At 61.7% G+C, this 22586-nt stretch carries 15 protein-coding genes; 5 read left to right on the top strand and 10 right to left on the bottom strand.

The genetic code is table 11. The annotated features are described in order from the left end of the window. The 4 genes from BB029_RS26135 to BB029_RS26120 all read right to left on the bottom strand — a co-directional run bounded on the left by BB029_RS26135 (nucleotide 1) and on the right by BB029_RS26120 (nucleotide 8137). Entirely contained in the window at nucleotides 1-4500 is a 4500-nt protein-coding gene (locus BB029_RS26135; protein ID WP_065941381.1) for a DUF6603 domain-containing protein, read from the bottom strand. 13 nt (nucleotides 4501-4513) lie between these two features. Next, nucleotides 4514-5905, bottom strand: coding sequence for a hypothetical protein (locus tag BB029_RS26130; protein ID WP_065941380.1), 1392 nt, complete (start codon nucleotides 5903-5905; stop codon nucleotides 4514-4516). Nucleotides 5906-5985: 80 nt separating this feature from the next. After that, entirely contained in the window at nucleotides 5986-6942 is a 957-nt protein-coding gene (locus BB029_RS26125) for a hypothetical protein (protein WP_065941379.1), read from the bottom strand. Nucleotides 6943-6970: 28 nt separating this feature from the next. After that, entirely contained in the window at nucleotides 6971-8137 is a 1167-nt protein-coding gene (locus tag BB029_RS26120; protein WP_141155030.1) for a hypothetical protein, read from the bottom strand. 722 nt (nucleotides 8138-8859) lie between these two features. Here BB029_RS26120 and glcD point away from each other — a divergent pair. From glcD to glcF, 3 genes are read left to right on the top strand one after another with little or no spacing between them, the layout of a single operon-like run. Continuing rightward, on the top strand, nucleotides 8860-10359 hold the full coding sequence (glcD, locus tag BB029_RS26115; protein ID WP_065941377.1) for a glycolate oxidase subunit GlcD: 1500 nt from the start codon (nucleotides 8860-8862) through the stop codon (nucleotides 10357-10359). After that, on the top strand, nucleotides 10359-11423 hold the full coding sequence (gene glcE, locus BB029_RS26110; protein WP_065941376.1) for a glycolate oxidase subunit GlcE: 1065 nt from the start codon (nucleotides 10359-10361) through the stop codon (nucleotides 11421-11423). The genes glcD and glcE overlap by 1 nt, the downstream gene beginning before the upstream one ends. 3 nt (nucleotides 11424-11426) lie before the next feature. Next, on the top strand, nucleotides 11427-12698 hold the full coding sequence (gene glcF, locus BB029_RS26105) for a glycolate oxidase subunit GlcF (RefSeq protein ID WP_065941375.1): 1272 nt from the start codon (nucleotides 11427-11429) through the stop codon (nucleotides 12696-12698). A 229-nt stretch (nucleotides 12699-12927) separates the two neighbouring features. Here the strand turns inward: glcF and BB029_RS26100 are convergent, their stop codons facing one another. The 4 genes from BB029_RS26100 to BB029_RS26085 form a co-directional block, all read right to left on the bottom strand. Further along, the gene (locus BB029_RS26100) at nucleotides 12928-15300 is read right to left on the bottom strand and encodes a hypothetical protein (protein WP_065941374.1); all 2373 of its coding nucleotides are present in this window, start codon (nucleotides 15298-15300) and stop codon (nucleotides 12928-12930) included. 61 nt (nucleotides 15301-15361) lie between these two features. Beyond that, complete coding sequence (locus tag BB029_RS26095) at nucleotides 15362-16111, bottom strand: ABC transporter permease (RefSeq protein WP_065927692.1); 750 nt, start codon at nucleotides 16109-16111, stop codon at nucleotides 15362-15364. Between the two features lie 13 nt (nucleotides 16112-16124). Beyond that, nucleotides 16125-17126: an ABC transporter substrate-binding protein gene (locus BB029_RS26090; RefSeq protein ID WP_065941373.1), complete on the bottom strand. Its 1002-nt coding sequence runs from the start codon at nucleotides 17124-17126 to the stop codon at nucleotides 16125-16127. After that, nucleotides 17123-17962 carry an ABC transporter ATP-binding protein gene (locus tag BB029_RS26085; protein ID WP_065941372.1) on the bottom strand — a complete coding sequence of 280 codons (840 nt, stop codon included), beginning with the start codon at nucleotides 17960-17962 and terminating at the stop codon, nucleotides 17123-17125. Before BB029_RS26085 ends, BB029_RS26090 begins: the two co-directional genes overlap by 4 nt. A 136-nt stretch (nucleotides 17963-18098) precedes the next feature. Between BB029_RS26085 and BB029_RS26080 the strand changes: the two genes are divergently transcribed. Beyond that, the gene (locus BB029_RS26080) at nucleotides 18099-18836 is read left to right on the top strand and encodes a GntR family transcriptional regulator (RefSeq protein ID WP_065941371.1); all 738 of its coding nucleotides are present in this window, start codon (nucleotides 18099-18101) and stop codon (nucleotides 18834-18836) included. Between the two features lie 42 nt (nucleotides 18837-18878). On the opposite strand, the gene BB029_RS26075 is transcribed toward BB029_RS26080, so the two are convergent. Beyond that, nucleotides 18879-20687 carry an ABC transporter ATP-binding protein gene (locus BB029_RS26075; protein WP_027605705.1) on the bottom strand — a complete coding sequence of 603 codons (1809 nt, stop codon included), beginning with the start codon at nucleotides 20685-20687 and terminating at the stop codon, nucleotides 18879-18881. Nucleotides 20688-20911: 224 nt separating this feature from the next. Then, nucleotides 20912-21805 carry a DMT family transporter gene (locus BB029_RS26070; RefSeq protein WP_065941370.1) on the bottom strand — a complete coding sequence of 298 codons (894 nt, stop codon included), beginning with the start codon at nucleotides 21803-21805 and terminating at the stop codon, nucleotides 20912-20914. 156 nt (nucleotides 21806-21961) lie between these two features. On the opposite strand from BB029_RS26070, the gene BB029_RS26065 reads away from it, so the two are divergent. Next, nucleotides 21962-22543: a helix-turn-helix domain-containing protein gene (locus tag BB029_RS26065; RefSeq protein WP_065941369.1), complete on the top strand. Its 582-nt coding sequence runs from the start codon at nucleotides 21962-21964 to the stop codon at nucleotides 22541-22543. Nucleotides 22544-22586: the final 43 nt, after the last annotated feature.

The following is a 22586-nucleotide window of genomic DNA, read 5'->3' as shown; positions in this document are numbered from 1 at the left end:
TCAAATTGCACTCGTTTCCTCGCCGAGCACACGAATCAGCGGCCAGTCCCAGAGCGGGTAACGGGCCAGACGGCTGACATCGAGTGCGGCGCTGTCAAAGTTGAAACCGAGCGAGTCGAGGCTATCGACCATCTTCTTGCGTTCGGCGGCGACCGCTGCCGCCGCCAGGTCGGCCAGTTCGAAGTTGACGTTGCGGATACTGGCGGTCGCACGGGTGTAGGTCAGCACGGTGCCCTCCTCGCTGATGACGGCGGCGAAGCTGTCGCGGGTGGCGACGGTGGGTGTATCGAGCAGCCAGAGCATCTTCTTCGTGGTGTCGAAAAGCAGCGCCCAAAGGTCCGCGTCCGCGGTGATTGCCGGGTGACGGATCATTGGCGAGAGTTCCAGGCCACTCAGGGTGTTGGCGATCATCCGCGCCCCGTTGATGCCAGGGTCCTGCCCGGCCCACAGGGCCGACTGGGCGTTCTGCAAGGCGATGCCGACCGCCACTTCGTTGACCGGCACGTTGTAGTTTTCAGGTTTGGTGTAGTCCTCGCCGGCTGGCAGGCGAGTCAATTGCATCTGATGGTCGACGCTGAACTGGCTAGCCTTCAGCGCCATGGGCAGGACACCGAAATCATCGGCCCAGCCCGCACCATCGTCATTCGCGCCATGGGCCGTGGGCATCGCGGCGGGCGTGCCGCTACCGACATAGGTGAACGCGCCCGCCGGGGTGAACGGCGTATTGACCTTGAAGTCGTTGAACCGCGCCGTCTTGCTGGGAATGACCATGCTCGAGGCGATACCGAAATGATTGGGGTCGAGTACCCAGTCGAAGAAGGCCGTGCTGTCCTTGGCCTTGAGGTCGCTGATCAAACCCTGCTGGACCGTGCCCCTGACCAGTTGGGTTGGCTGTACGTCACCGGCCTTGTCGGCGTCGGTGCGGCTGAACATCTCCAGGCGTTTTGTGTCGCCATTTGCCGCCGGCAGGAACGACGTTTTGAAGTCTTCCCAAGTCACGGGATCGGGTTCGGCCCTGCCGCTGCCGAAGCGCACGCTGAAACTGATGATGTCCAGGTCAATCGTGGCTACACCGCCGAACTCGGGGCCCCAGATGTTCAGGTCGACACCCACGTGAATGGTGATTTTGACGGTGACAAACAGCAGGTTGGCCTTGAACGAGGCGCCCAGGTGAATATACGCGGCGGCTTCGTAATGGAACGGCCGCCAGCCCAGCAGAAAATCGATTCCCACGCTGAACCAGGCGCTGATCGGCCCCGATTCCCAAGTGGCCTGGACCGTGAAACCCGCCATCAGCGTGTGCGAGAGCAGCGCGAAGTAGCATTCGCCCTTGAGCACCAGCGGCCCGGTTTCATAGACCATCTGCAAGCGCGGCACGGTCGGGAAATAGTCAGGTTTCTTGAACCGCGGGCTGTAGCCGCCCATCGAGACCAGAAACTCCCCGGAGTGTTCACCGGCGAACCAGGTGTAGAACGCAAACCCGCCACTGACGTGGCAGAGCCCGGCGTAGATGAACGACGCCGGGGTCAGACGGCCATCGACGGCGATCAGTCCGCTGCTGGACTCGAAACGCGCCTCCAGCGCTACTTCGAGGTAGACGATGGGCTTTGGCGCGCCCTTGGGCACCGTCACTCGACAGATTCCGAGCAGCGCCACTTCCAGCGAGACGCCGAAGGACACCGTGAGCAAAGCGGTGGCGTCGACCATTTCGAACGAGGTGAAATCGATGCCGGCCGCCACCCAGTACTCGCCCGCCTGTGGATGAATGTACGCTGCAGTCTTGACCAGCGTTTGTTGCAACACTTGCCCAGGATTGCTCGTACCCAGGGTGGTGGGAAAGCTGTTTTCCGGGCGCTTGTTGTTCTGCGGCAGCAACGGGTAGCTGGTCAGTTGGTCGATGCTCGGCAGCCCCAGGCTACGGTTGATGCCAAAACCGCCAGCCAGCCCCGTCACGAAGAAAAACGGCGGCCCACCCAGCGGTTGCTGAAGCCGAACAAAGATAAAGAAGGAGCTTTCATCGGGCGCATAGCCACCGATGGCGGTGAGCGAGAACGTCGCCACATTGACCCGCGCTTCCCCCAGGTAGTCTTTGTCAAAGCGCAGGAAGCCACCGGCGATGCTCAGCGGACCGGTCTGCAACGCCAGGCTCATGCCATCCAGTTGGGCCGAGATGTCCAGATCCGAGCCCTTGCTATCAGGGATCTTGAAGCCAAGCCCCAGGCCCTGCAGATCGAAGGACAACATCGCCAGGCTGAACCCGGCATCGATCAGCAGCCAAACACGGCCGTCTTCGTAACGTACACCGACGCGGGCGAGCGACACCGGGCCGATGGATTTTCCCACCGTCAACCAGGCGGCATTGCCCGCCGGTGGTTTCGCCGCTACGGCCGCCACCGTCTGCGTGCTCACGGGTGCGGTATCGTCACCGGCCGAGAGCGGCAACGCTGCGCCGCCCAGTTCGATGTCGGCGGCAAAGTTGAAGCCTGCGGCAATAACCGTGGTCGAGCCCTTGGCATCCTTAGGTAACGGCAAGCGGCACGGCACCTGTGCCTGCGTCAGCAAGGCGTTGAGCTTTTGCACCTCATCGGCGCTGAGGGGCGATGCGGCGAACAGCGCCTGCACGTTCTTGATGCTGCCCAGGTTATCGTCGGTGAAGATCTTGCCCACGAGCGGCAGATCGGCCAGCGACGCTTCAAAGCCGAGCAGCATCTGGAACACGTAGTTCGAGGTACTGGCCCCGGTCTTCGGGTCCAGGGATTTGAGCGCCACGAAAGTGCCTGTGCCGTAATGGGCCGAAGTCGCCGACAGCAGCACGGTGTTGTTGCTCATGTCATAGACAAAGCTCGCCTGCGACAGGGCCAGGTCAAGTTCCGCGGGGATGGCGGGAATCGAGAAACCCAGCGCCCCGGCGATATCTGCGAACTGCAGGTAGTCGTTGTCCTGGGCTTTCCAGTTCGCCTGGATCTTCAGGCCGGGCTGGGTGCCGGAATCGAACGTCAGGGCGAAACTGAAGTTCTGCTGCCCGATCACGAAGCTGCCTGTCAGCGCTACAGATGCGTCCGCGCCGGTCTTTTTGAACAGCACCGACATCTGTGCATCGACGCTGGTGTCCAGGAGCGTGAACGCCGTGCGGGCAGCCCCGAACACCGTGTAGGCATAATTGCTTTCGCCCCCTGCCACTGTCACGCCGAAACTGTCGAACACGATGGTGCTCAGCACATCGGGCACCGGCACCGACGCACTGACCACACCCTTGACGATACTGCCCAGCGACACGCTATCGGTCATCTGCCCGCTGATCAGGTCGATATTCCAAGCGGCCGCCTGTTTGACCACCACGATCGAAAAGTCGAACGTGGTGTTGAAGATCGTTGGCAGGAACTGCGCCGAGGCCCGGATCTCGACATTAGTCGTGGGCTTCGGTCCGGCGGGCTCGGTCAGCCTGACCATCAGCGTCAGCGACTCCAGCGACAGCACGCTGGGTATCAGTGTCCAGGGGGCCTCGGTATGGATGGCGAGCGTGACCGAACTGACCGGTGCCAATTTGTTCGCCAGCACCATGCGATAGAACGTCAGGCTGATGTTCTCGAACACCTTGCTGAGCACACTTGGAATGTACTCGTCGTAGTGTTGCCCGCCCGGCAGGCTCTTGATCAGGTCCGACGCGCTGAACGTCGCACCCGGTGCCGGTTGCGCGAAAATCACCAGCGAATCGAGGCTCCGGGTGATCTCCACGCCGCAGTCGAGTTTGCCGTCGAACAGCGAGGAGATTGCGAAGCCGATCTGCTGGGGCTCATCGCCCTTCTCGCTGATGCTCACCCCGACCGCTGGCGCAGCCAGGCTCAACCGCCAGTCCCCTACCCCAATGGAAAACACACCTTCGGAAACCGGGGCGCTAAGCCGCCCGGTCGGGTACGGCGCATCTGCGGCCGGGGCGAACGGCCCATAGAACTTGTACGGCGTACTGCCCACCAGATCGCCGAGAATCGCGCCGACACCGCTGATGTTCTCCAGCCCGATCGTGGACAGGAAGTTCTGTCCTTGGGCCAGGCAAATGGAGGTCGCATCGTCCTTTGACCAGCGATAGGTCGTCTGTGCCAGCGAGGTATAGACGAAGCGCGGGTTGGCTGGTTTCAACAGCCCAAAGGGGAAGAACGTCATCCCCGGGAAGCTGGAAGCAAGCTCCCAGCCCGGCGGCAAGGTTGCACCGATAAGTACAGCCACCTTGCCATCACTGACGGTAAAACTCAGCTGGACGCCGACTTCGCTGACCTTGAGCAGCGCAGCGGTCCCGGTGTTGACTCGCACGACGCCTTGGTCGGGCCCGCTGACATCGCTGCTCTGCAGGCCCTCGACCGTCAGCTTGGTGCCTTTTTCCAACAAGAACGCGGTGGCGATGTCCGCTACCTGCTCATCGCTCAGCAGGCGGTTGTCGAGCACCACCTTACCGTTGTCCGCTGCCTGCTTGCGTAGGTCGCTTGCCAGTTGATTGATATCCACTGTGGACTCCTGCTCAAGTGATATTGGTCACTTGTTGGTTATTACCGTTGGGCTGGAACAACTTGTCGGGGATAAAGCCGGCCTTCTTCACCCCGGCAGCGATGATCGATTCCACGGCCTGGCAGATGGCACGGTTGCGAGCTTCGGCATTCCCGGCCTGGGAAGCGATCTGCGAAACGGGGAACACGCTGTTGACGATGAAGTCCTTCAGCGAGACAGGTGTGGCGGCTGCGCCCTGATTGATGACGCTCTTGGTGCCTTCAGTGATCGCATACCAGCGTTCGTAGTTGTACCGGATGCTGTTGAGGACCTTGCCCTTCTCGTCGCTGTCGAAATAGCTGTTCGTCTGCTTGAGGATGGTCGACTCAGTGGTGATGCCAAAGGCGTGCCTCTTGATGTCGAGATAGTTGGTGAGGCTGGTGTCCTCGGCCGAGGCGATGAAATACGGGCTGAAGTTCAGATTGTTCTGGTCAAGCCAGTCGATGTTCCACAGCACCGCCTGCTGGAGTACCCGGTCTGTCCTGAACACCGAGTTCAGGTAGTCCCCACCCGGGCTGCCCAGCAACCTTCGATGCGCCTGGCGATCAGCAATGATGCTGTCGGTGGTATCGGTGGCCGTTTCGCTGCCAAATCCCATCCCGATGAAGCCGCGTGCGAGCATCGCGCCTTCGGCGGCGGCCAGCCCCCGGAAGGCATTAAGGTGATAGACGTTGTCATCCACCAGCCAGGCGTAGTTCCAGCGATTGTTGGAGCTGCGCCGCAGCCATTTGCAAAACTCGATGGCCGCGTAACGGCTGGCGCCGAAACCGACATAGGGATAGTTCCCACCCAGCAGCCAGCCGGCATCGTTATGGAACGACCAACCGATGACATGCAGGTTGGGAACGGTGTGCAAGACTTTCCAGTACTTGGGGTATTCGAGAGCGTGAACAATGAGATAGATGCGCCGATTGGCATCATTGACCCGCCCCGGGTAATACCAGGCCGGTACCGGGCGCGTGTCTGGCACGATTTGGCCGCTAGGGTTTTGCTGGGTGCGTGCATTGAAAGCTTGCAGGTCCGACACATTGGCGAAGTGGGTTTGTCCCAGGTCTTGCAGAAGATCCGCACCGCGTGCGAAACCGGAGGCGATCCAGTCGCTGCGATTGCTTGAAATGACGACCAGCGGCGGCAGGGACGCAGCATTGTTTTCGGCGAGTAGAATCGCGGCCGAGGTGCCGTTGGTGTAGAAGTCCAGCGCCCGGGGCAGCTTTCCCGCGTCGCGCAATACATCGATCCTGTCGTTGACCAACTCCAGGCAATCGCTCTGGTCGGTATCTTCGAGTACCGGGGTTTCAATCGGCTGATACTTTTGACTGACCAGGTTGCCGCCATAGTTGCTTTTCACGCGCAGGGTAATCGCCATAAATACTCCTGACCCGGTTATCCAAGTGAGTGGCTGTTGCAGGAGACCGCCTGCGCGGTCCCCTGCGCTGGGCTAGGGCCTTACTTGGCAACCGCAAGGAGTTGCGTCAGCGACACCTTGAACTGCTCGAGCAATTTCGACGGCTGTACCCCCCCACCCTGCGGGGGAGCCTGAATCACCTGCAGCGCGAAATCTGCGCTGAGCTGGCCGCTGACGGGGACCTTGGCGTTGTAATAGGCGGTGACTTTGCTGACGTAGTTGGCCGGCAACGTCGCACTGGTGGCAAAAACGCGCCCGGTGACCAGCGGGGACTTACCGATCGAGATGATCTCGCCGTTGGCATCCGGAGTATCGAAGATGAAATACATTTCGGCATCCGGATCAAACCTGGAAGACGACAACGCCACCGTCACATCCACCGGATTGGCGTTATTCAGTGCAACTGTGCTCGACCAGCCGAAGCCTGTGGCGGGAGTCGGCGGCTTGGGCGGGATCGCCAGCGCAACGTAGGCCGCATTACCCGCTTCCACGATCGCCTCTTGCAGCGGGATAATCGCGCTGCCGGCAGGTGCCGGATGGTTGGCATCGGTAATGAAGGCGATCAGGTTGTACGGCGCACCCTGTACGGGTGGCGACACGTTGCTGAACAGGAACGGCGTGTCGGTGACGGCCACCCCCTGCCCTGGCGCGCTGATGCTGACAACGTTGCTCTGGTCCTGGGTGTTCAATCGGACCCACTGCAGCTTCTTGTTGATGTTATCCGCGCTGCAATACCACAGCTGAACGCTGCCGACGGCCGTCTTAGTGACATCCGTGCTCAGGTTCTTGGCCCGGACATACACGTAGTTGGTGCCGTGATAATCGACAGCCTGCGAAAAGCCCTGGTCGTAGCACTCCACGAAACTGCTGAGGTCCGCGGGGCCGGCGGGCGCACTGCGGGTGATGAGGTCCGGCGAGGCGTCGTTCGGCGGCGTCTTGCCTGGCGATGTCTGGGCCAGGTTGTTGCGCACGAATAGCCAGTTGTAGTCATTAGACATGTTGCATTCCTCCTTAAAAGGTTTCGGCCTAACGGAAGCCGCCGTTGGGAACAACGCCATTGGAACCGACAATTGTCACCAGCGTCGGCTCTACATCCAGGAGTGTCCTGTAGCCTTCGTAGCCCAGGTACCGCTCGCCGTTTTTCGAGTCCACAAACACACTGTGTTCATCGAAGTTGCAACGCTTGTAATGGTTCTCCAGGTTCTGATCCCCATCCAGCAAATCACTGATGCTGGCACGCACTGCAGCCGACAGTTCAGGTGCATTGGTCACAACAAACTGCATGGTGAAGTTTGCGGGCTTTGGCTTGCCTTTGAAGTTGACATAGAAGGTGACTTTGCCGGCATAACCACCCTGGATTTTCACATTGGTGCCGACGATAAAGTTGGGGTTGACGTTGGGGTCTGGAGCACCGGGTTTTTGCGGTACGGGGGTGTCCCCGACGGCAATGGAGTCGCCCCATTTGGTGTTGTTGTTTGACGAGAAACCGACGACCGCCCCGACCGGCACGTTGGTTATCTGGATAGAGCAGGTGAACAGCGCATCATCCCAAGTCTGGTTCATGCTGATCTGCTGCTCATAAACATCCGAGGCCGAGACCGCCTGGATATTCACGTTGTGCCAGCCCAGGTTGCGGTTGGCGTAGATCCACGCCGCGTATTGATCGACGCTGGAATTGACGCCCGACGGGAACTGCGCATTCACCGCATCGAAACTGTCTGCGACGACCGCTATCAGGCAATGGTGCTCGGTGGTTTGCGGCTTCCAGGTGAACGCATTAGTGGCAACTACTTCTCCTGGACCGGCAGTCAGGGTTTGATAGTTCTGCCGCACTTCAATGGTTTTTCTCGGATCGTTAGGGTCCTCGACGACGGAGGTGTAGTTCATCAGACTGTCTTGGTTGTACCAGACATTCGGGGCCAGGAAGAGATTCTGCGGCACCTGAAACAAATAGATGTTTTGGGAGACATTTGCCGCACTGACGTTTTTCGCGCGGACATAAAAGTTATTGCTGAAGAACTCTTTTACGTCCTGATCGTAAGCTTGGTCATACTTCGAAACCATTTCCTGGGTCGTCAGCGCACTTTGGCCAGCGACCAGTATATCGGGGCTCCCGGTCCAGCTCCCCGAGCGCGGTAATTTACCAGTGTCACTCAGATTATTTCGAATCAGAAAATCATTTTTGACAGCCATGATGAGGCCTCACATTTTAAAAGAGTGATAGTCGGAATGATGACAACTTAGATGGATGCGCCGGTTAAACCTTCTCCATGCAACATCACATCAGGTGACTTGCAACGGTCTACGGGTATCGAGGTATTGGGTAGCGTTCGACACGAACGGCGAGCGTGCGCCGGTCGGCGTTCGACAGGTGTTGCAGGAAGGGAAATGAGTTCGAGCGAATCATTGGCAAACGCATCATCGGCCTCCTTGGCCTAGGTCAGCGATCCGAGCTCTCGGCCGGAGTGGCAGAGAACCATTGCGATTGAAAATCTCGACTGCTTAACACTGGAATGCTAGATCAGAACTTTTTATGCCCGGTTGGGGGGCTGCGCTCCCCATTACCGGTGTGGCGGGTGTATCCGCTGAATGGGTATAGCAACGAGCCATCACCCTGTCTAATTTTTTCCGGCCCGGTTTGCTACCGCCGGTCGTCTGAGCATATCTCGCTGAGGATAACAATCGACAGGGGGGAGGAATGGGCTTGCAAAATCGGCTCGACGAGTCCCGGTTACTGTCCGTTCCTGTGCTGCCCATGCAATCTCAAGCGGGTATGAGCAGCTTCAGCGTTCGACTCACGACTGCCCAAACATCCGACTAATCGACTGGACAGTAAATCGCCCCAGGCGAATGATGCAAGCCAGCTGCATCGGAACAGACCTCGAATAAAAACAACGGAGGGTCGCCTACCGACTATGAACATTCTCTACGATGAACGCGTCGACGGCGTCCTGCCTGACGTCGACAAACAGGCGCTGCTGCACGCCCTGCAGACTCGCTTGCCTGACCTGGAAATCCTGCACCAGCGCGAAGCGCTCAAGCCGTACGAGTGCGACGGACTCTCGGCTTATCGCACCACGCCCATGCTGGTGGTGCTGCCGCGCCACATCGATCAGGTCCAGGGCGTGCTTCGAGTCTGCCATGAGCGGCGTGTACCGGTGGTGGCTCGCGGCGCGGGCACTGGGTTGTCCGGCGGTGCGCTGCCGCTGGAAAAAGGCGTGCTGCTGGTGATGGCGCGCTTCAACAACATTCTGCACATCGACCCCGCCGCCCGCACCGCCCGGGTTCAGCCGGGGGTACGCAACCTGGCGATTTCCCAGGCGGCTGCGCCATTTGGCTTGTATTACGCGCCGGACCCTTCCTCGCAGATCGCCTGTTCCATCGGCGGTAATGTGGCGGAAAACGCCGGGGGCGTGCATTGCCTGAAGTACGGGCTGACCGTGCACAACCTGCTCAAGGTCGACGTGCTAACCGTCGACGGCGAACATCTGAGCCTGGGGTCCCAGGCCCTCGATGCTCCGGGTTTCGATCTGCTCGCGTTGTTCACCGGCTCCGAAGGCATGCTCGGGGTGATCACCGAGGTCACGGTCAAGCTGCTGCCCAAACCACAAACCGCCAAAGTGTTGCTGGCCGCCTTCGATTGCGTCGAAAAGGCTGGCCATGCGGTGGCTGACATCATTGCCGCCGGCATCATCCCCGGCGGCCTGGAGATGATGGACAACCTGGCCATTCGCGCCGCCGAAGACTTCATTCACGCCGGCTACCCGGTGGACGCCGAAGCGATTCTGTTGTGTGAACTCGATGGCGTGGAAGCCGACGTCCACGACGACTGCCACCGCGTGCGCCAGGTGCTGGAACAGGCCGGCGCCACCGAAGTGCGCCAGGCTCGGGATGAGGCCGAACGCGTGGGTTTCTGGGCCGGGCGCAAGAATGCGTTTCCGGCGGTGGGCCGCCTCTCACCGGATTATTACTGCATGGACGGGACGATCCCGCGCCGCGAACTGCCTGGGGTGCTGCACGCTATCGCGGCGTTATCGACCGAGTACGGCCTGCGGGTGGCGAATGTTTTCCACGCCGGCGACGGCAACATGCACCCGCTGATCCTGTTCGATGCCAATCAACCGGGCGAACTCGACCGCGCCGAAGCCCTGGGCGGCAAGATCCTCGAATTGTGCGTGAAGGTCGGCGGCAGCATTACCGGTGAACACGGTGTGGGCCGCGAGAAGATCAACCAGATGTGCGCCCAGTTCAATAGCGATGAGCTGACCGTATTCCACGCCGTCAAAGCCGCCTTCGACCCGGGCGGATTGCTCAACCCCGGCAAGAACATCCCGACGTTGCATCGATGCGCCGAGTTTGGCGCCATGCACGTTCATCTGGGTCAGATACCCTTCCCCGACCTGGAGCGTTTCTGATGCGCAGCGAACACCCTATCGACGCCAGCGCAGCGCTGCTGGAGCAGGTCAACCAGGCGCTGAACGACGCCACGCCGCTGCGTATCCAGGGCTCCAACAGCAAGGCGTTCCTCGGCCGCGCAGTCACCGGGGAAGTCCTCGACACCCGCGCCCACCGGGGCATCGTCAGCTACGACCCGACGGAACTGGTGATCACCGCCCGTTGCGGCACGCCATTGGCGGAGTTGGCAGAAGTGTTGGACGCCGCGCACCAGATGCTGCCTTGCGAACCGCCCTCCTTCGGTGAGCACGCCACCGTCGGCGGCATGATTGCCTGCGGACTCTCGGGGCCACGGCGCCCCTGGTCAGGATCGGTCCGCGACTTTGTCCTCGGGACACGGGTCATCACCGGACAGGGCAAGCATTTGCGCTTCGGCGGCGAGGTCATGAAGAACGTCGCCGGCTACGATCTGTCGCGCTTGATGGCCGGCAGTTACGGCGCGCTTGGGGTGGTGACCGAAGTGTCCCTCAAGGTCCTGCCCAAACCACGGCAAACCTTGAGTATCAGCCTGGAAATGGACACCGACCGTGCCTTGCTGCGCCTGGCGGAATGGGGGCAGCAACCGCTGCCGATCAGCGCGGCGTGTCACGATGGCCAGCGCCTGCACCTGCGGCTCGAAGGGGGCGAAGGCTCGGTGGCGGCGGCCCATGAGCGCCTGGGCGGCGAGGTGCTGGACGCGACCTACTGGCAAGACCTGAACGAACACCGGTTGAGTTTTTTCGATGAGGAACTGCCCCTTTGGCGCCTGTCCTTGCCGCACAACACGCCCCGACTGGCGCTGCCAGGCATCCAATTGATCGACTGGGGCGGCGCCCAGCGCTGGCTCAAATCCGACGCCGACGCGAGGGTCATTCGCGCGGTGGTCGAAAAAGCCGGCGGGCATGGGACCTGCTACCACCCGGGCCTGATCGACAGCCCCTTCCAACCGCTGCCCGACACGTTGATGCGCTACCACCGGACCCTGAAGCAGCAACTCGATCCACGGGGCATCTTCAACCCCGGTCGCCTGTACGCGGAGCTTTGAACCATGCAGACCACCTTGAGCGAAGACGCCCGCCGACTGCCGCGCGCCGAAGAAGCCGAACGCATCCTGCGCAGTTGCGTGCACTGCGGTTTTTGCAATGCCACCTGCCCGACCTATCAACTGCTGGGCGATGAACTGGATGGCCCGAGGGGACGCATCTACCTGATCAAGCAGGTGCTAGAAGGCAATGAAGTCACGCGCAAGACCCAGGAGCATCTGGACCGTTGCCTGTCTTGCCGTAACTGCGAAAGCACCTGCCCCTCCGGCGTCGATTACCACAACTTGCTCGACATCGGCCGGGCGGTGGTCGACGCGGTAGTGCAACGCCCACTCAGTCAGCGTTTGCTGCGCGAAGGGTTGCGCAACGTCGTTCCGAATCCCGCGCTGTTCAACCTGCTGATCGGCAGTGGCCAGCTATTTCGAGCTTTGTTGCCCAACACCTTGCAGGCCAAGTTGCCTCGCCGCGTCTACCCGCCCAAACCGCGCCCGACCACGCGCCACGCCCGCCAGGTATTGATGCTTGAGGGCTGTGTGCAACCGCACCTGTCACCCAATACCAACGCCGCCACGGCACGGGTGCTGGATCGCCTGGGCATCAGCGTCATATCGACCCGCGAGGCAGGCTGCTGCGGTGCGGTGGATTATCACCTTGACGCTCAAGAGGCCGGCCTTGAGCGCGCCCGGCGCAACATCGATGCATGGTGGCCGAGCATTGAAAACGGGGTCGAGGCCATTGTGCAAACCGCCAGCGGCTGCGGGGCCTTTATCAAGGATTACGGCCACCTGCTCAGCACCGACCCGGCGTATGCCGCCAAGGCGCACAGGGTCAGTGCCCTGGCCAGGGACCTGGTTGAAGTGCTGCGCGGCGAGCCACTGGATAAGCTCGGCGTACACAGCGACCAGCGCCTGGCGTTCCACTGCCCCTGCACCTTGCAGCACGCGCAAAAACTCGGCGGAGCCGTTGAAACCCTGCTGACAAGCCTGGGCTTCAACCTGACCGCGGTTCCCGACGGCCATCTGTGCTGCGGCTCGGCGGGCACCTATTCGCTGACCCAGCCCGAATTGTCGCGGCAACTGCGCGATAACAAGCTGAATGCGTTGGAAAGCGGCCACCCCGACGTCATCGTCACCGCCAATATCGGCTGCCAGTCCCACCTCGACGGCGCAGGACGCACCCCGGTCAGGCACTGGATCGAACTGGTCGAGGCCGCGTTGCCCTCACCAGGTACTGCAGAATCCTTGCGGCTGCACGCACCGAAGCCCACAGCAAACTAGCCGGGGCGCAATGCCTGGATTGAATCGGCCCCCTGTGGTGAGCGGGCTTGCCCCGCGCTGGGGTGCGAAGCAGCCCCTGATGAAGACGAATGCGGTGTATCAGGCACGCCTCTGCGCCTGGTTTTGGGGCTGCTGCGCAGCCCAACGCGGGGCAAGCCCGCTCGCCACAACAAGCCCGCTCGCCACAGGGTTCTTTGCGCGCTCTCGAACGGGCTCGAACACGGCGGCCTTAAGCAAGCGTGAGGAACAGCGCCGAGGTCCAGACCCGGGACTGGTCGCGTTGGCGCGCGCAGATGAACAGCGGATGCTCGCGCCCCGCGTGCAGATTGAGTGGTGCCAGCTCGATCTGCCCCTGCAGTTCACGGGGCAGCGGTTCGGCGGTGGTCCTTTCCAGGGAGACTTTCAGCTCCGCCCCTGGCAGCTCTTCGATCACCTGGGATTGCGCCAGCAGTTCTTCGCCGGACAGTTCCATCAGCACCGTCGGTGCATGCACGTAGGGCTGCGGTTCGGACGGATCGCCGACCTTGATGTAATTGTCGATGCGGCTGCGGACCTGCAACGTCGCGCCGGCCAATTGCGACAGGTCGATTTCGATGCTGTCGGTGTCGCCGTTGGTGTCGGTGCGAAAGGCCAGGGTCGTGGCGTCCTTGCGCCATACGGTTTGCTCCGGATGATCGAGGCCCAAGGCACGAAAACCATTGATGACCGCGCCCGTCACCCGGATTTCGCCGGTCCAGTACGCGCCTCGATAACGGTCCTTGATGCGTGCGCCGCCCAGGCGCAGCCGGATGCGTTGGGCGGAAAACCCCAGCTCCTGATGCAGGTTGCGCGACCAGATCAGTTTATCGCCGTCGAACAGGTCCACCTGCTCCCAGCCCGCCTCGCCCAGCAATCGATAGTCCAGCGTCGCATTCGAATCGGCGCTGAAGACCTCACCCATGAAATGCTGGCCCTGACGCAGGCTGGCAAACGCACGCTCGCCCGTCGTGGCAAAGGTGCGACGGGCGCGAAGGGCCTTGCCGACACTCGAACGGTCGAAAGACTCGGCAATCACACCGGTCAACCCGCCGCGAGAGCCAAACACGGCCGTGGCCGGAACCCCGCCGCCGCAACGGCCCTGATGCTCATCGCTGTTCGCCGCGGCGCCGACCCGATAGCCACGCTGAAGGGCTTCGGCGTAGACCCAATGGAACTGGCCCCAGGCCGAGCCGACTTCGATCAAGCGTTCCAGCTCCGGATGGTGCCAGTCGAGGTTGCAGCGGCGCCCACCGACATGGGGCATCATCAGGTGACCTTCCGGGTCTTTCGCATAGGCCGCGTACAACTCGTCCACCGGCCAGGCCCCCGGTTTGATGGTGCCGGCAGTGAACTCGTTCCACTCGAAAGAGCGCACCAGGCGCCCTTGGTTGTCGAACGGAAACTCGGGCTTGCGATCGTGCAGGAACACCACATTACGGTCACCGCCCGCGCAGGAGTTGCCGCACCACTCGGTGCCGGGGTAGCAGACGAAGCGGCCGGGCTCGTTGAGTTCGTGAATCAGCTTCACCGCCTGATCCCAGCGTTGCTCGGTGATATTGAAGTCGTTGGCGGTGTAGCCGAGCACATCGAGGCCGGCGACATCGCGGCCGTAGCTGAGGTTGTAGAGCGTGTCGTTGGTGCCCACGGTGTCATCGGAGTGCACATGCAGGTCGGCGTACAGCGGGCGCAATGCGCTGCCGGCCGGATCAACCGTCACGAAGGCCTGGGCGCCACGCACACCGGGCGCCTGCACCTCGGCGGACAAACGCCACTCGCCCACCGCCCCGAGGTCAACCCCCTCGAGCCGCACCGTCGCCCACCCTTCATTGGCCAGGGTAAACGCTTGCTGGCGCTCGCCGCCTTCCGGATCAACCAGGGTCAGTACCCCGTTGAGCGGCAGGTTGCGGCACGTGTTGCCCCAGGCATCGTCGACCCGCACCAGCACGTCGAACGCCTCACCGGCGCTGATCAGGCGCGGCACAATCAGTTGCACACTCTGCGCCGGTCCCGGCACGATGTTCAGCAACGGATCGCCTGGCACCTCGGCAAATTTCGAGCTGCCCAAGGGGTCGATAAACAGCCGGAAACGGAAGTCTTTCTCGACGAAACTCTGCACCCGCGTGCCAGCCCCGCCCTGGCGACGGTCACCCAGGCGAATAGTGATCTTGTCGCCGGGATTCAGGTAGCCGTCGATGATGTCGATGATGATCGCTTTCTGGAACGGCCGTTCGTGGCCCTTCTGGTCGAAGCGCACTTTCAGGTGCTGCACGGTGGCCTGGCTCTGCCCGGGGACCAACTCGCCCGCCTGGTACTCGGCGCTGACGTAGTTGGGACCGGCCGGGTTCGAGGTCTGGAACAGTGCCCAATCGGAGTAGAACTTGAACGCCAGTTTCAACCAGGCGCCATCCGCCAGGCCGCTGCCGCCGACCTCGTAGACCAGGGTGATTTCATCCCATTGCCCGGCAATCAGCGTGTCCCGATCACAGTCGATGCTGCCGAGGAACGGGCGTTGCTTGTTGCGTTCGTAGAGGCCTTGGGGGGCGATGTAATGCCCGGCTTCGCGGGGATCGAATACGTTACTCACATGACACCTCGTGCAGTGGTCCACTGAAGGTTTGAAAGGGATCGAAGGCAAAGGACGATGCTTACTGCACGCGCCATTTCTGGTAGTGACGCTCGATGCGCCGGAACACAAAACTCTCCATCAGCCAGGCAATCAGGCCGATCAGCACAATGCCCAGCAGCACCTGGCTGCTGTTGCCGATCTGCCCGCCGGTGGAGACCATCCAGCCGATACCCTGGGAGGCGCCGATCATTTCTGCGGCGACCAGTGCCCGCCAGCCCTGGCTGAAACCGATACGCAAGGCCGCCGTCACGAAGGGCAATGAGGCCGGCAGGTAAACGTGGGCCAGCAATTGCCAGGGGTTGGCACCCAAGGTGCGCGCCGCGCGGACTTCGCCACCGCGAATGCTCTGTACGCCTTCCTGGATGGTCACCGCCATGGGGAACATTGCGGCAATGAAAATCACCAGCACGATGGAGACATAGCCCAGGCCGAAAATGATCATGATCAGCGGCGCCCAGGCAATGGGCGGGATCGCCATGAACAGGCTGTTGAGCGGCGAGATGAAATCGCGAAAGCGCGAAGACAAGCCGCCGGCCGTGCCCAGCACAATCGCGACAAGCACCGCCGCGCAGAAGCCGCCGACTTCCTCCAGGACGCTCGCCCTGAGGTGCTGCCACAGCGAACTGTCGCTGAGCCAACGCAGCGCTTCGCGCGCCACATCCCAGGGCTGCGGCAGGATATAGGTGGGAAAGCGGCTGGCCAGGGCCATCCAGATCAACAGCAGGAAGGGCAGCGAAGCCCATCCCCAATTCGGTTTTGGCAAGGACATGACAGGCTCAGACTCAGCGCGAGGCTTTTTCCAGGTAGGCGGTATCCACGATCTGCTCGGTCTTGAGCGTGGTGTCGATAAAGCCCAGGTCGTGGGAATAATTCATCAGGCGCTGGATGAATTCGATATCCGCAGGCAGCAAGTCCGCCGACCAGCCCAATCGCGTGCGCGCCTGGGCGACGATGGCCTCCGGGGCAATGGTCTTGCCGTCAGGACCCTGGACCGCTTCAAGCTTGAACGCCTCGGCGATGATGCGATTCGACTCGTCGGGATGCTCGTTGAGAAACGCGATGGCCTTGCGGTGCGCACGCAGCAGCTTGACCACGTCGTCCGGTCGCTCCTGCAAGGTCTTGGGCAGCGCAATCACCACGTACCACGGGTAGTTCGGCAGCGCCTGGTTGACGTCGAGCAGAATCCGGCTCGACCCGCGCAGCAACGATTGGCTGACAAAGGGTTCCCAGGAAAACGCTGCGTCGACGATGCCGCGCTCCAGCGCCGCGTTCATGTTGCCGGGTGGCATGTCGATGATGTCGAGGTCCTTGTCCGGGTTGAGACCGGCTTTTTCTTTCAGCACATAGCCGCGCAATAGCACGTCCATGCCACTGCCCTTCTTGACCCCAGCGAGCTTTTTGCCCTTGAGCTGCTCCAGGCTGTTGATCGGGCTTTTTGCATCGACAATCACCGCCGCCTGACCGTAATTGACCTTGGCCAGAATCCGGCTTTGCAAGCCTCGGGAGAACCATTGGTACACCGGCGGCGTGCCGACATAGGCCACGTCCAGCTCATTGGCGGCCAGCGCCTGCTGGATCACCGGGCCATCGCCCAAGGCCTTGAGGTCGACATTCAAGCCTTCCTCGCGGTAGTAACCCTGCTTGTCGGCGATCAGCGCCGGGGCGTTGGCCATGGCGAACACATACCCCACGCGCAGGGGTTTCTCTTCAGCGGCGACGGCACCTGTGCTGCTTGCCAAGGCGGCAACAGACAAGGAAAGAGCAAGCAGCGAACGTTTGATCATGGGGTTAACTCGGGTTGGCAGGTGGGGTTAGGGATGGCTTCGGCCGCGCCCATGACCTGGGAAATGCGCTCCATCAGCTCATTGCGGTAATCGAGAAAAGCCGGCAGGCGACGGGTTTTCAGGTTGGAACGCGGACGCGGCAAATGGATATCCAGTTCGCTATGGATACCGCCGGGGGCGATGTTGAGCACGATGACCCGATCGGCCAGGAACACCGCTTCGTCGATGTCGTGGGTGATGAACAGCACCGTCTGACCCAGCTCGGCCCAGATCCGCAGCGTCTCTTCATTCATACTGTTGCGGCTGATGGCGTCCAGCGCGGCGAAGGGTTCGTCCATCAGCAATACGCTGGGCTCCAATGCCAAGGTCCTGGCCAGGGAGACGCGCTGCTGCATGCCGCCCGACAACTGATGGGGCAAGCGCTGTGCCGCGCTTTCAAGGCCGACCAGGCGCAAATACTGCAACGCCTGGGCACGCTGTTGCGCCTCGCTGAGTTGCGCCGTCATCCGCAGGCCGAAACGCACGTTCTCCAGCGCGCTCAACCAGGGAAACAGCTGCGGCGCCTGAAAAACATACCCCAACTCCGAGCGCTCCGGGCGCACGGCGGTCTGGTTGATGCTGATCCGGCCACTCTGGGGTTGCTGAAAGCCTGACAACAGATTCAGCAGCGTGGTTTTTCCGCAGCCGGACGGCCCGAGGATCGCGACGAATTCGCCCGGCTTGGCGTTCAGGCTGAAAGCGTTGAACACCCGATGGCCGTTGGGGTAGCTGAAACTGATGTGGTCGACCGTCAGGGCGTCGGCTTGCGGCGGTGCGTAAGGCAGGGAGTCGGGCATGGCAAGTATCGTCAGGTCGTTTACAATGGGAATGCCTGACATAATACGTATTAATACAAGTTGTCCCAATAACCTATTTTTATAACCTTAGAAGTGAAGGCGCACCGCCCCACTCCGAGGTCCCTGGAAGCCGACCGTGTCCACGTCCATTCTGCGCGACAGCACCACCTCGCTCTACGAACAGATCGCCCATCGTTTGCTGGAAGAGATTCAGCGCGGCGATTTCGAACCCACCGGCAAACTGCCGTCAGAAGCCGAACTGGGCGAACGCTTTGGCGTGAGTCGCGTCACGGTGCGCCTGGCAGTGGGCAAGCTCAGCGACGACGGCGTGGTGGAGCGCAAGCAAGGCAAGGGCACGTTCGTCGCCGCGAAGCAGGTTCGGCATGGCCTGGATGCGTTGCGCAGTTTCCATGAAGCCTTGTTATTGCAAGGGCTCAAACCGAGCATGCAGGTGATCGGCCACACGCTGCAGCCCGTTCCGGAAGCCTTGATGGCGTTGTTTGAAGGCGCCCACGATTGCCTGCTGCTGGAGCGCCTGCATTTCGTGGATGATGAGCCCATCGCCCTGGGCCGCAGCCATCTACCGGCCGAGTTGGCCGGCGTGGTCTGGACGGACGTCGAGCATCAACCGATCTACTCGATCCTGGAATCGATCACCGGCCAGGCCGTCACCCGTGCCGACCTGGCCATCCGTGCGCAAGCAGCCGATGCAAGCCTGGCCAGTGCCCTGCACGTCAAACGCGGTGCCGCATTGCTGGTGATGGAGCGCAGCTCTTACTTTGCCGACGGCCGTTGCTGCGACCGCACCACCTTCTTTATCCGTCCGGAACGCTATGCGTTTGTCCTCAGCGGCGTATTCAAATCTGCCAAATAGCGATCTGCACAGGTCACTTGCAGATACGCGGCGCTGGGTTTCCTAGCGATAGCCCCGCGCCTGAACGTCGAACAGCTCGGCATAACGTCCACCCGCAGCCATCAGCTGGTTATGGCTGCCCTCCTCCAGAATCTGCCCGCGTTCCAACACAATAATGTGATCCGCACTGCGCACACTGGAGAAACGGTGGGAAATCAGCAGGGTCATGCGGCCCCTGGCATGCTCACGGAAGTGCTCGAACACCGCCGCTTCAGCCCCGGCATCCAGCGCGGCAGTGGGTTCATCGAGGATCAACAGATCGGCATCCTGACGCATGTACGCCCGCGACAAAGCCACTTTCTGCCACTGCCCCCCGGACAGTTCCTGGCCTCCGAACCAGCGTCCCAGCTGGGTTGAATAGGTATGGCTCAAGCGCTCGATAAATTCCGCCGCCACACCTTGAGTGGCAGCGCTGCGCCAGCGGGCCTGGTCGTCCAGGGCATCGACGTCCCCCACGCCGAGGTTTTCGCCGACACTCATCTGGTAGCGGATGTAGTCCTGGAAAATAACGCCGATGCGCTGGCGCAGGGTGTGTTCATCCCACTCCTGCAGGTCGCTGCCATCGAGCAGGATGCGGCCTTCATCCGGGGTATACAGACGGGTCAGCAGTTTGATCAGGCTGGTCTTGCCGGAACCATTCTCACCCACCAGGGCCAGGCTTTTCCCCGGTGCCAGGTGCAGGCTGATATTGCGCAGCGCGGCGGATCCGGCGCCTGGGTAGGTGAACCCCACCTGCTCGCAGCGCAGGCCATCGCCAGGGCGCGCGCCCTCGGTGAGCCGGCCGCGCGGCGTGATCACGGGGGTTTCAAGGTATTCATACAGGTCCGAGAGGAACAGGCTGTCGTCGTACAACCCGGCAATGGCGCTGAGGCTGGCGGTGATTGCGGCCTGCCCCTGCTTGAACAGCACGATGTACATGGTCATCTGGCCCAGGCTCGTCTGGCCACGCACGGTGTCGAGTACCACCCAGGCGTAGGCCAGGTAAAACGCTGCGGTGCCCAGCAGGCCCAATGCGAAGCCCCAGGCATCGCGGCGCAGCGTCAATTGGCGGTCCTCCGTATACAAGCGCTGAGCGTTGTCGCGATAGCGCTGGAGGAACAGCGGTGCCAGGCCAAACAGCTTGACCTCCTTGGCATGGGACTCGTGGGAGAGCAAGGATTCCAGGTAGTTCTGCCGGCGCGTCTCCGGTGCACGCCGGTGGAACAGGCGGAACGCATTGCCGGAAAAATGCGTCTCGGCGAAGAACACCGGCAACGCACCGACCACCAGAATCAACAGGGCCCACGGCGAAAAGTGCACCAGCAGGACAGCAAAGCTGACCAGCGAAATGAGGTTCTGCACCAACCCCAGTCCTTTGGTCACCAGGCTCAGCGGGCGCGTCGAAGCCCCCTGGCGCACGCGCACCAGCTTGTCGTAGAACTCGGCGTCTTCAAATTGCAGCAGCGAAAGGGTCTGGGCTTTCTCCAGGACCATCAGGTTGACCTTCACGCCCAGCTTCACCCGCAACAGCGACTGCTGCATCGACAGCGCCCGTTGCGCCGCCGCCAACAAAGCCAGCACACCGGCCTCGGCCAGCACGTAGCGCATCACCGGCCACACGGGGGCCTGGCTGCCGGCCGCATGAACCTGCATGGCGTGGACCACGCCATCAACGATGCGCTGTCCAATCCAGGCGGCCAGTGCAGGCAGCAGTCCGGCGACAATCGTCGCCAGCAACAGCCCCGTGAACAGTGGCCGCGAGGTTTCCCACACCAGTCCCAGTGCTCTGCGCGCCTGGGTCGAAAACGCGCTCAATCGATTGAACAGCACCATGAATGGCACGGACTCCTTGAGGGGGGGTGAAATCAGGCCGGACGGCCGAGAGCCATGGATATGGGCTGGTCACTGCGCCACTCGCTCCCGGATCCAGGCGCGCCCCGGATTATGACAGGCCGTGACACCAGAACCACGCGTATTCATCGATGTTCTTCCCAGGTGCGTCGTCGCCAGTGGTTGGCGTGACGTCTTTTGACTCGATGGCGGTTGGGCGCCCGACCTTAGGTCACGTCCTGACGCCCCGCGCGGCCCAGCGACCAGCCAAAATTCATGCCCGCCGCCGCCAGCAGGATCGCGCCTGCGCCCATCACCTGCAGGGTGCTGAGGGGATGGGCGAAGGCTACCCAGTCGACCAGGATGGCAACAATCGGATAGATGAACGACAGCGCCCCGACCAGTGCCGTGGGGATTTTCTGGATGGCGCTGTACAACAGGGTCGACATCAGCCCGGTATGGACCACCCCGATAATGATCAGGTAAGTCCAGGCGCCCTTGAGCGTTTCGCCCCCAGTGAAGTCCACGAACGGTGCCAGCACCAGCACGCCGACCACCATCTGGATCAGCACGATCAGGTGCGCGGGCAAATCCTTGAGACGCTTGGTGATCGCCGCCGCCACGGCATAGAAGAAGGCTGAAGCCAAGGCCAGGCAGACGCCCAGCACGTAGTCGGCACCGGTGGCCTGCCCACGGCCCTTGGCGGACACGATCAGCATCAGCCCGGCGAAGGCCAACAGCAGCCAGCCGACCTTGGCGATGCTGAGGCGTTCGGCAAAAAACAGTACACCCAGGCCGACCAGCATGAACGGCTGAACGTGGTAGACCACCGTGGCAATGGCAATAGAGGAATGGGTGTAGGCACCGAACAGCAGCACCCAGTTGAGGACCAGCGCCACCCCGCCCAGGCACACCAGAAGGAATTGCCGGGCAGTGATCCGGGAGCGACGCAGCACCCCAAGCGCCAGGCACGCGACCAGCATCGCCAGGGCGCCGAACAGGCAACGCCAGAACACCACCGCCTCCGGGCTCTGCCCCGACATGACGACGAACCAGCCGACTGTGCCGGAGATGACCATGGCCGAGATCATTTCGAGCGTCCCACGGGTTTGCGACTTCATCACTCACGGCTTCCTTGCTATCGACATCGCCATGGCCCAAGCCACCGTTCGCGGGGAAATAGGCTGGCAAATACAACCTTATAATGAACGTATGGCCGATATACTGAACATGGTACCCAAGAGCGTCAACCCATTTAGGGATGGTTTATAAAACAAATGAACGATATAACGAACGACCTGCCGAAAAATAATCTGACTCGAATCGATCTGCTGGCGCTGTCAATCAAGCGCGAGCGCCTGGCCGCCGGGCTTTCCTTGACCGAGCTGGCGAAGCGCGCCGGGGTAGCGAAGTCGACCTTGTCTCAATTGGAGTCGGGCATCGGTAACCCCAGCATCGAAACCTTGTGGTCGCTGGCGATGGCCATGGGCTTGCAAGTCACCCGGTTCTTCGAGCAACCCCGGCAGGCCCTGCGGGTGATTCGCGCCAACGAGGGCATGACCGCCTATGCCGAGACGGCCCATTACGCAGCGACCCTGCTTGCCGATTGCCCGGCCGGCGTACAGCGCGACATCTACCGACTCAAGGTGCAGCCCGGCGAAGTTCGTCTGTCTCAGCCTCACCCGCAGGGCACCGTAGAGCATGTGGTGCTGTGCAGTGGCAGTGCACGTATCGGCCCGGCGAGTGGCCCGGTGTTGCTCAACGCCGGCGACTACATCAGCTACCTGGCGAATGTGCCGCATGTGTTCGAGGCACTTGAGGCGGACACCACGGCGGTGATGGTGATCGAGCATTCCTGAACTGGGAGCACCTTGACGCCTGTCAAACCCGTAGCTGCCGAGC

This window comes from Pseudomonas sp. S3E12 (assembly GCF_001702295.1).
GTDB lineage: Bacteria > Pseudomonadota > Gammaproteobacteria > Pseudomonadales > Pseudomonadaceae > Aquipseudomonas > Aquipseudomonas marginalis.
The sequence above is the reverse complement of the archived record's forward strand: the minus strand, read 5'-3'. Positions and strand labels throughout refer to the sequence as shown.

Bases quoted from the DNA above. Each gene is read 5' to 3' on its own strand.
- BB029_RS26130 (WP_065941380.1), bottom strand. From the start codon at position 5,905: ATGGCGATTACCCTGCGCGTGAAAAGCAACTATGGCGGCAACCTGGTC.
- BB029_RS26125 (WP_065941379.1), bottom strand. From the start codon at position 6,942: ATGTCTAATGACTACAACTGGCTATTCGTGCGCAACAACCTGGCCCAG.
- BB029_RS26120 (WP_141155030.1), bottom strand. From the start codon at position 8,137: ATGGCTGTCAAAAATGATTTTCTGATTCGAAATAATCTGAGTGACACT.
- glcD (WP_065941377.1), top strand. From the start codon at position 8,860: ATGAACATTCTCTACGATGAACGCGTCGACGGCGTCCTGCCTGACGTC.
- glcE (WP_065941376.1), top strand. From the start codon at position 10,359: ATGCGCAGCGAACACCCTATCGACGCCAGCGCAGCGCTGCTGGAGCAG.
- glcF (WP_065941375.1), top strand. From the start codon at position 11,427: ATGCAGACCACCTTGAGCGAAGACGCCCGCCGACTGCCGCGCGCCGAA.
- BB029_RS26095 (WP_065927692.1), bottom strand. From the start codon at position 16,111: ATGTCCTTGCCAAAACCGAATTGGGGATGGGCTTCGCTGCCCTTCCTG.
- BB029_RS26090 (WP_065941373.1), bottom strand. From the start codon at position 17,126: ATGATCAAACGTTCGCTGCTTGCTCTTTCCTTGTCTGTTGCCGCCTTG.
- BB029_RS26085 (WP_065941372.1), bottom strand. From the start codon at position 17,962: ATGCCCGACTCCCTGCCTTACGCACCGCCGCAAGCCGACGCCCTGACG.
- BB029_RS26075 (WP_027605705.1), bottom strand. From the start codon at position 20,687: ATGGTGCTGTTCAATCGATTGAGCGCGTTTTCGACCCAGGCGCGCAGA.
- BB029_RS26070 (WP_065941370.1), bottom strand. From the start codon at position 21,805: ATGAAGTCGCAAACCCGTGGGACGCTCGAAATGATCTCGGCCATGGTC.
- BB029_RS26065 (WP_065941369.1), top strand. From the start codon at position 21,962: ATGAACGATATAACGAACGACCTGCCGAAAAATAATCTGACTCGAATC.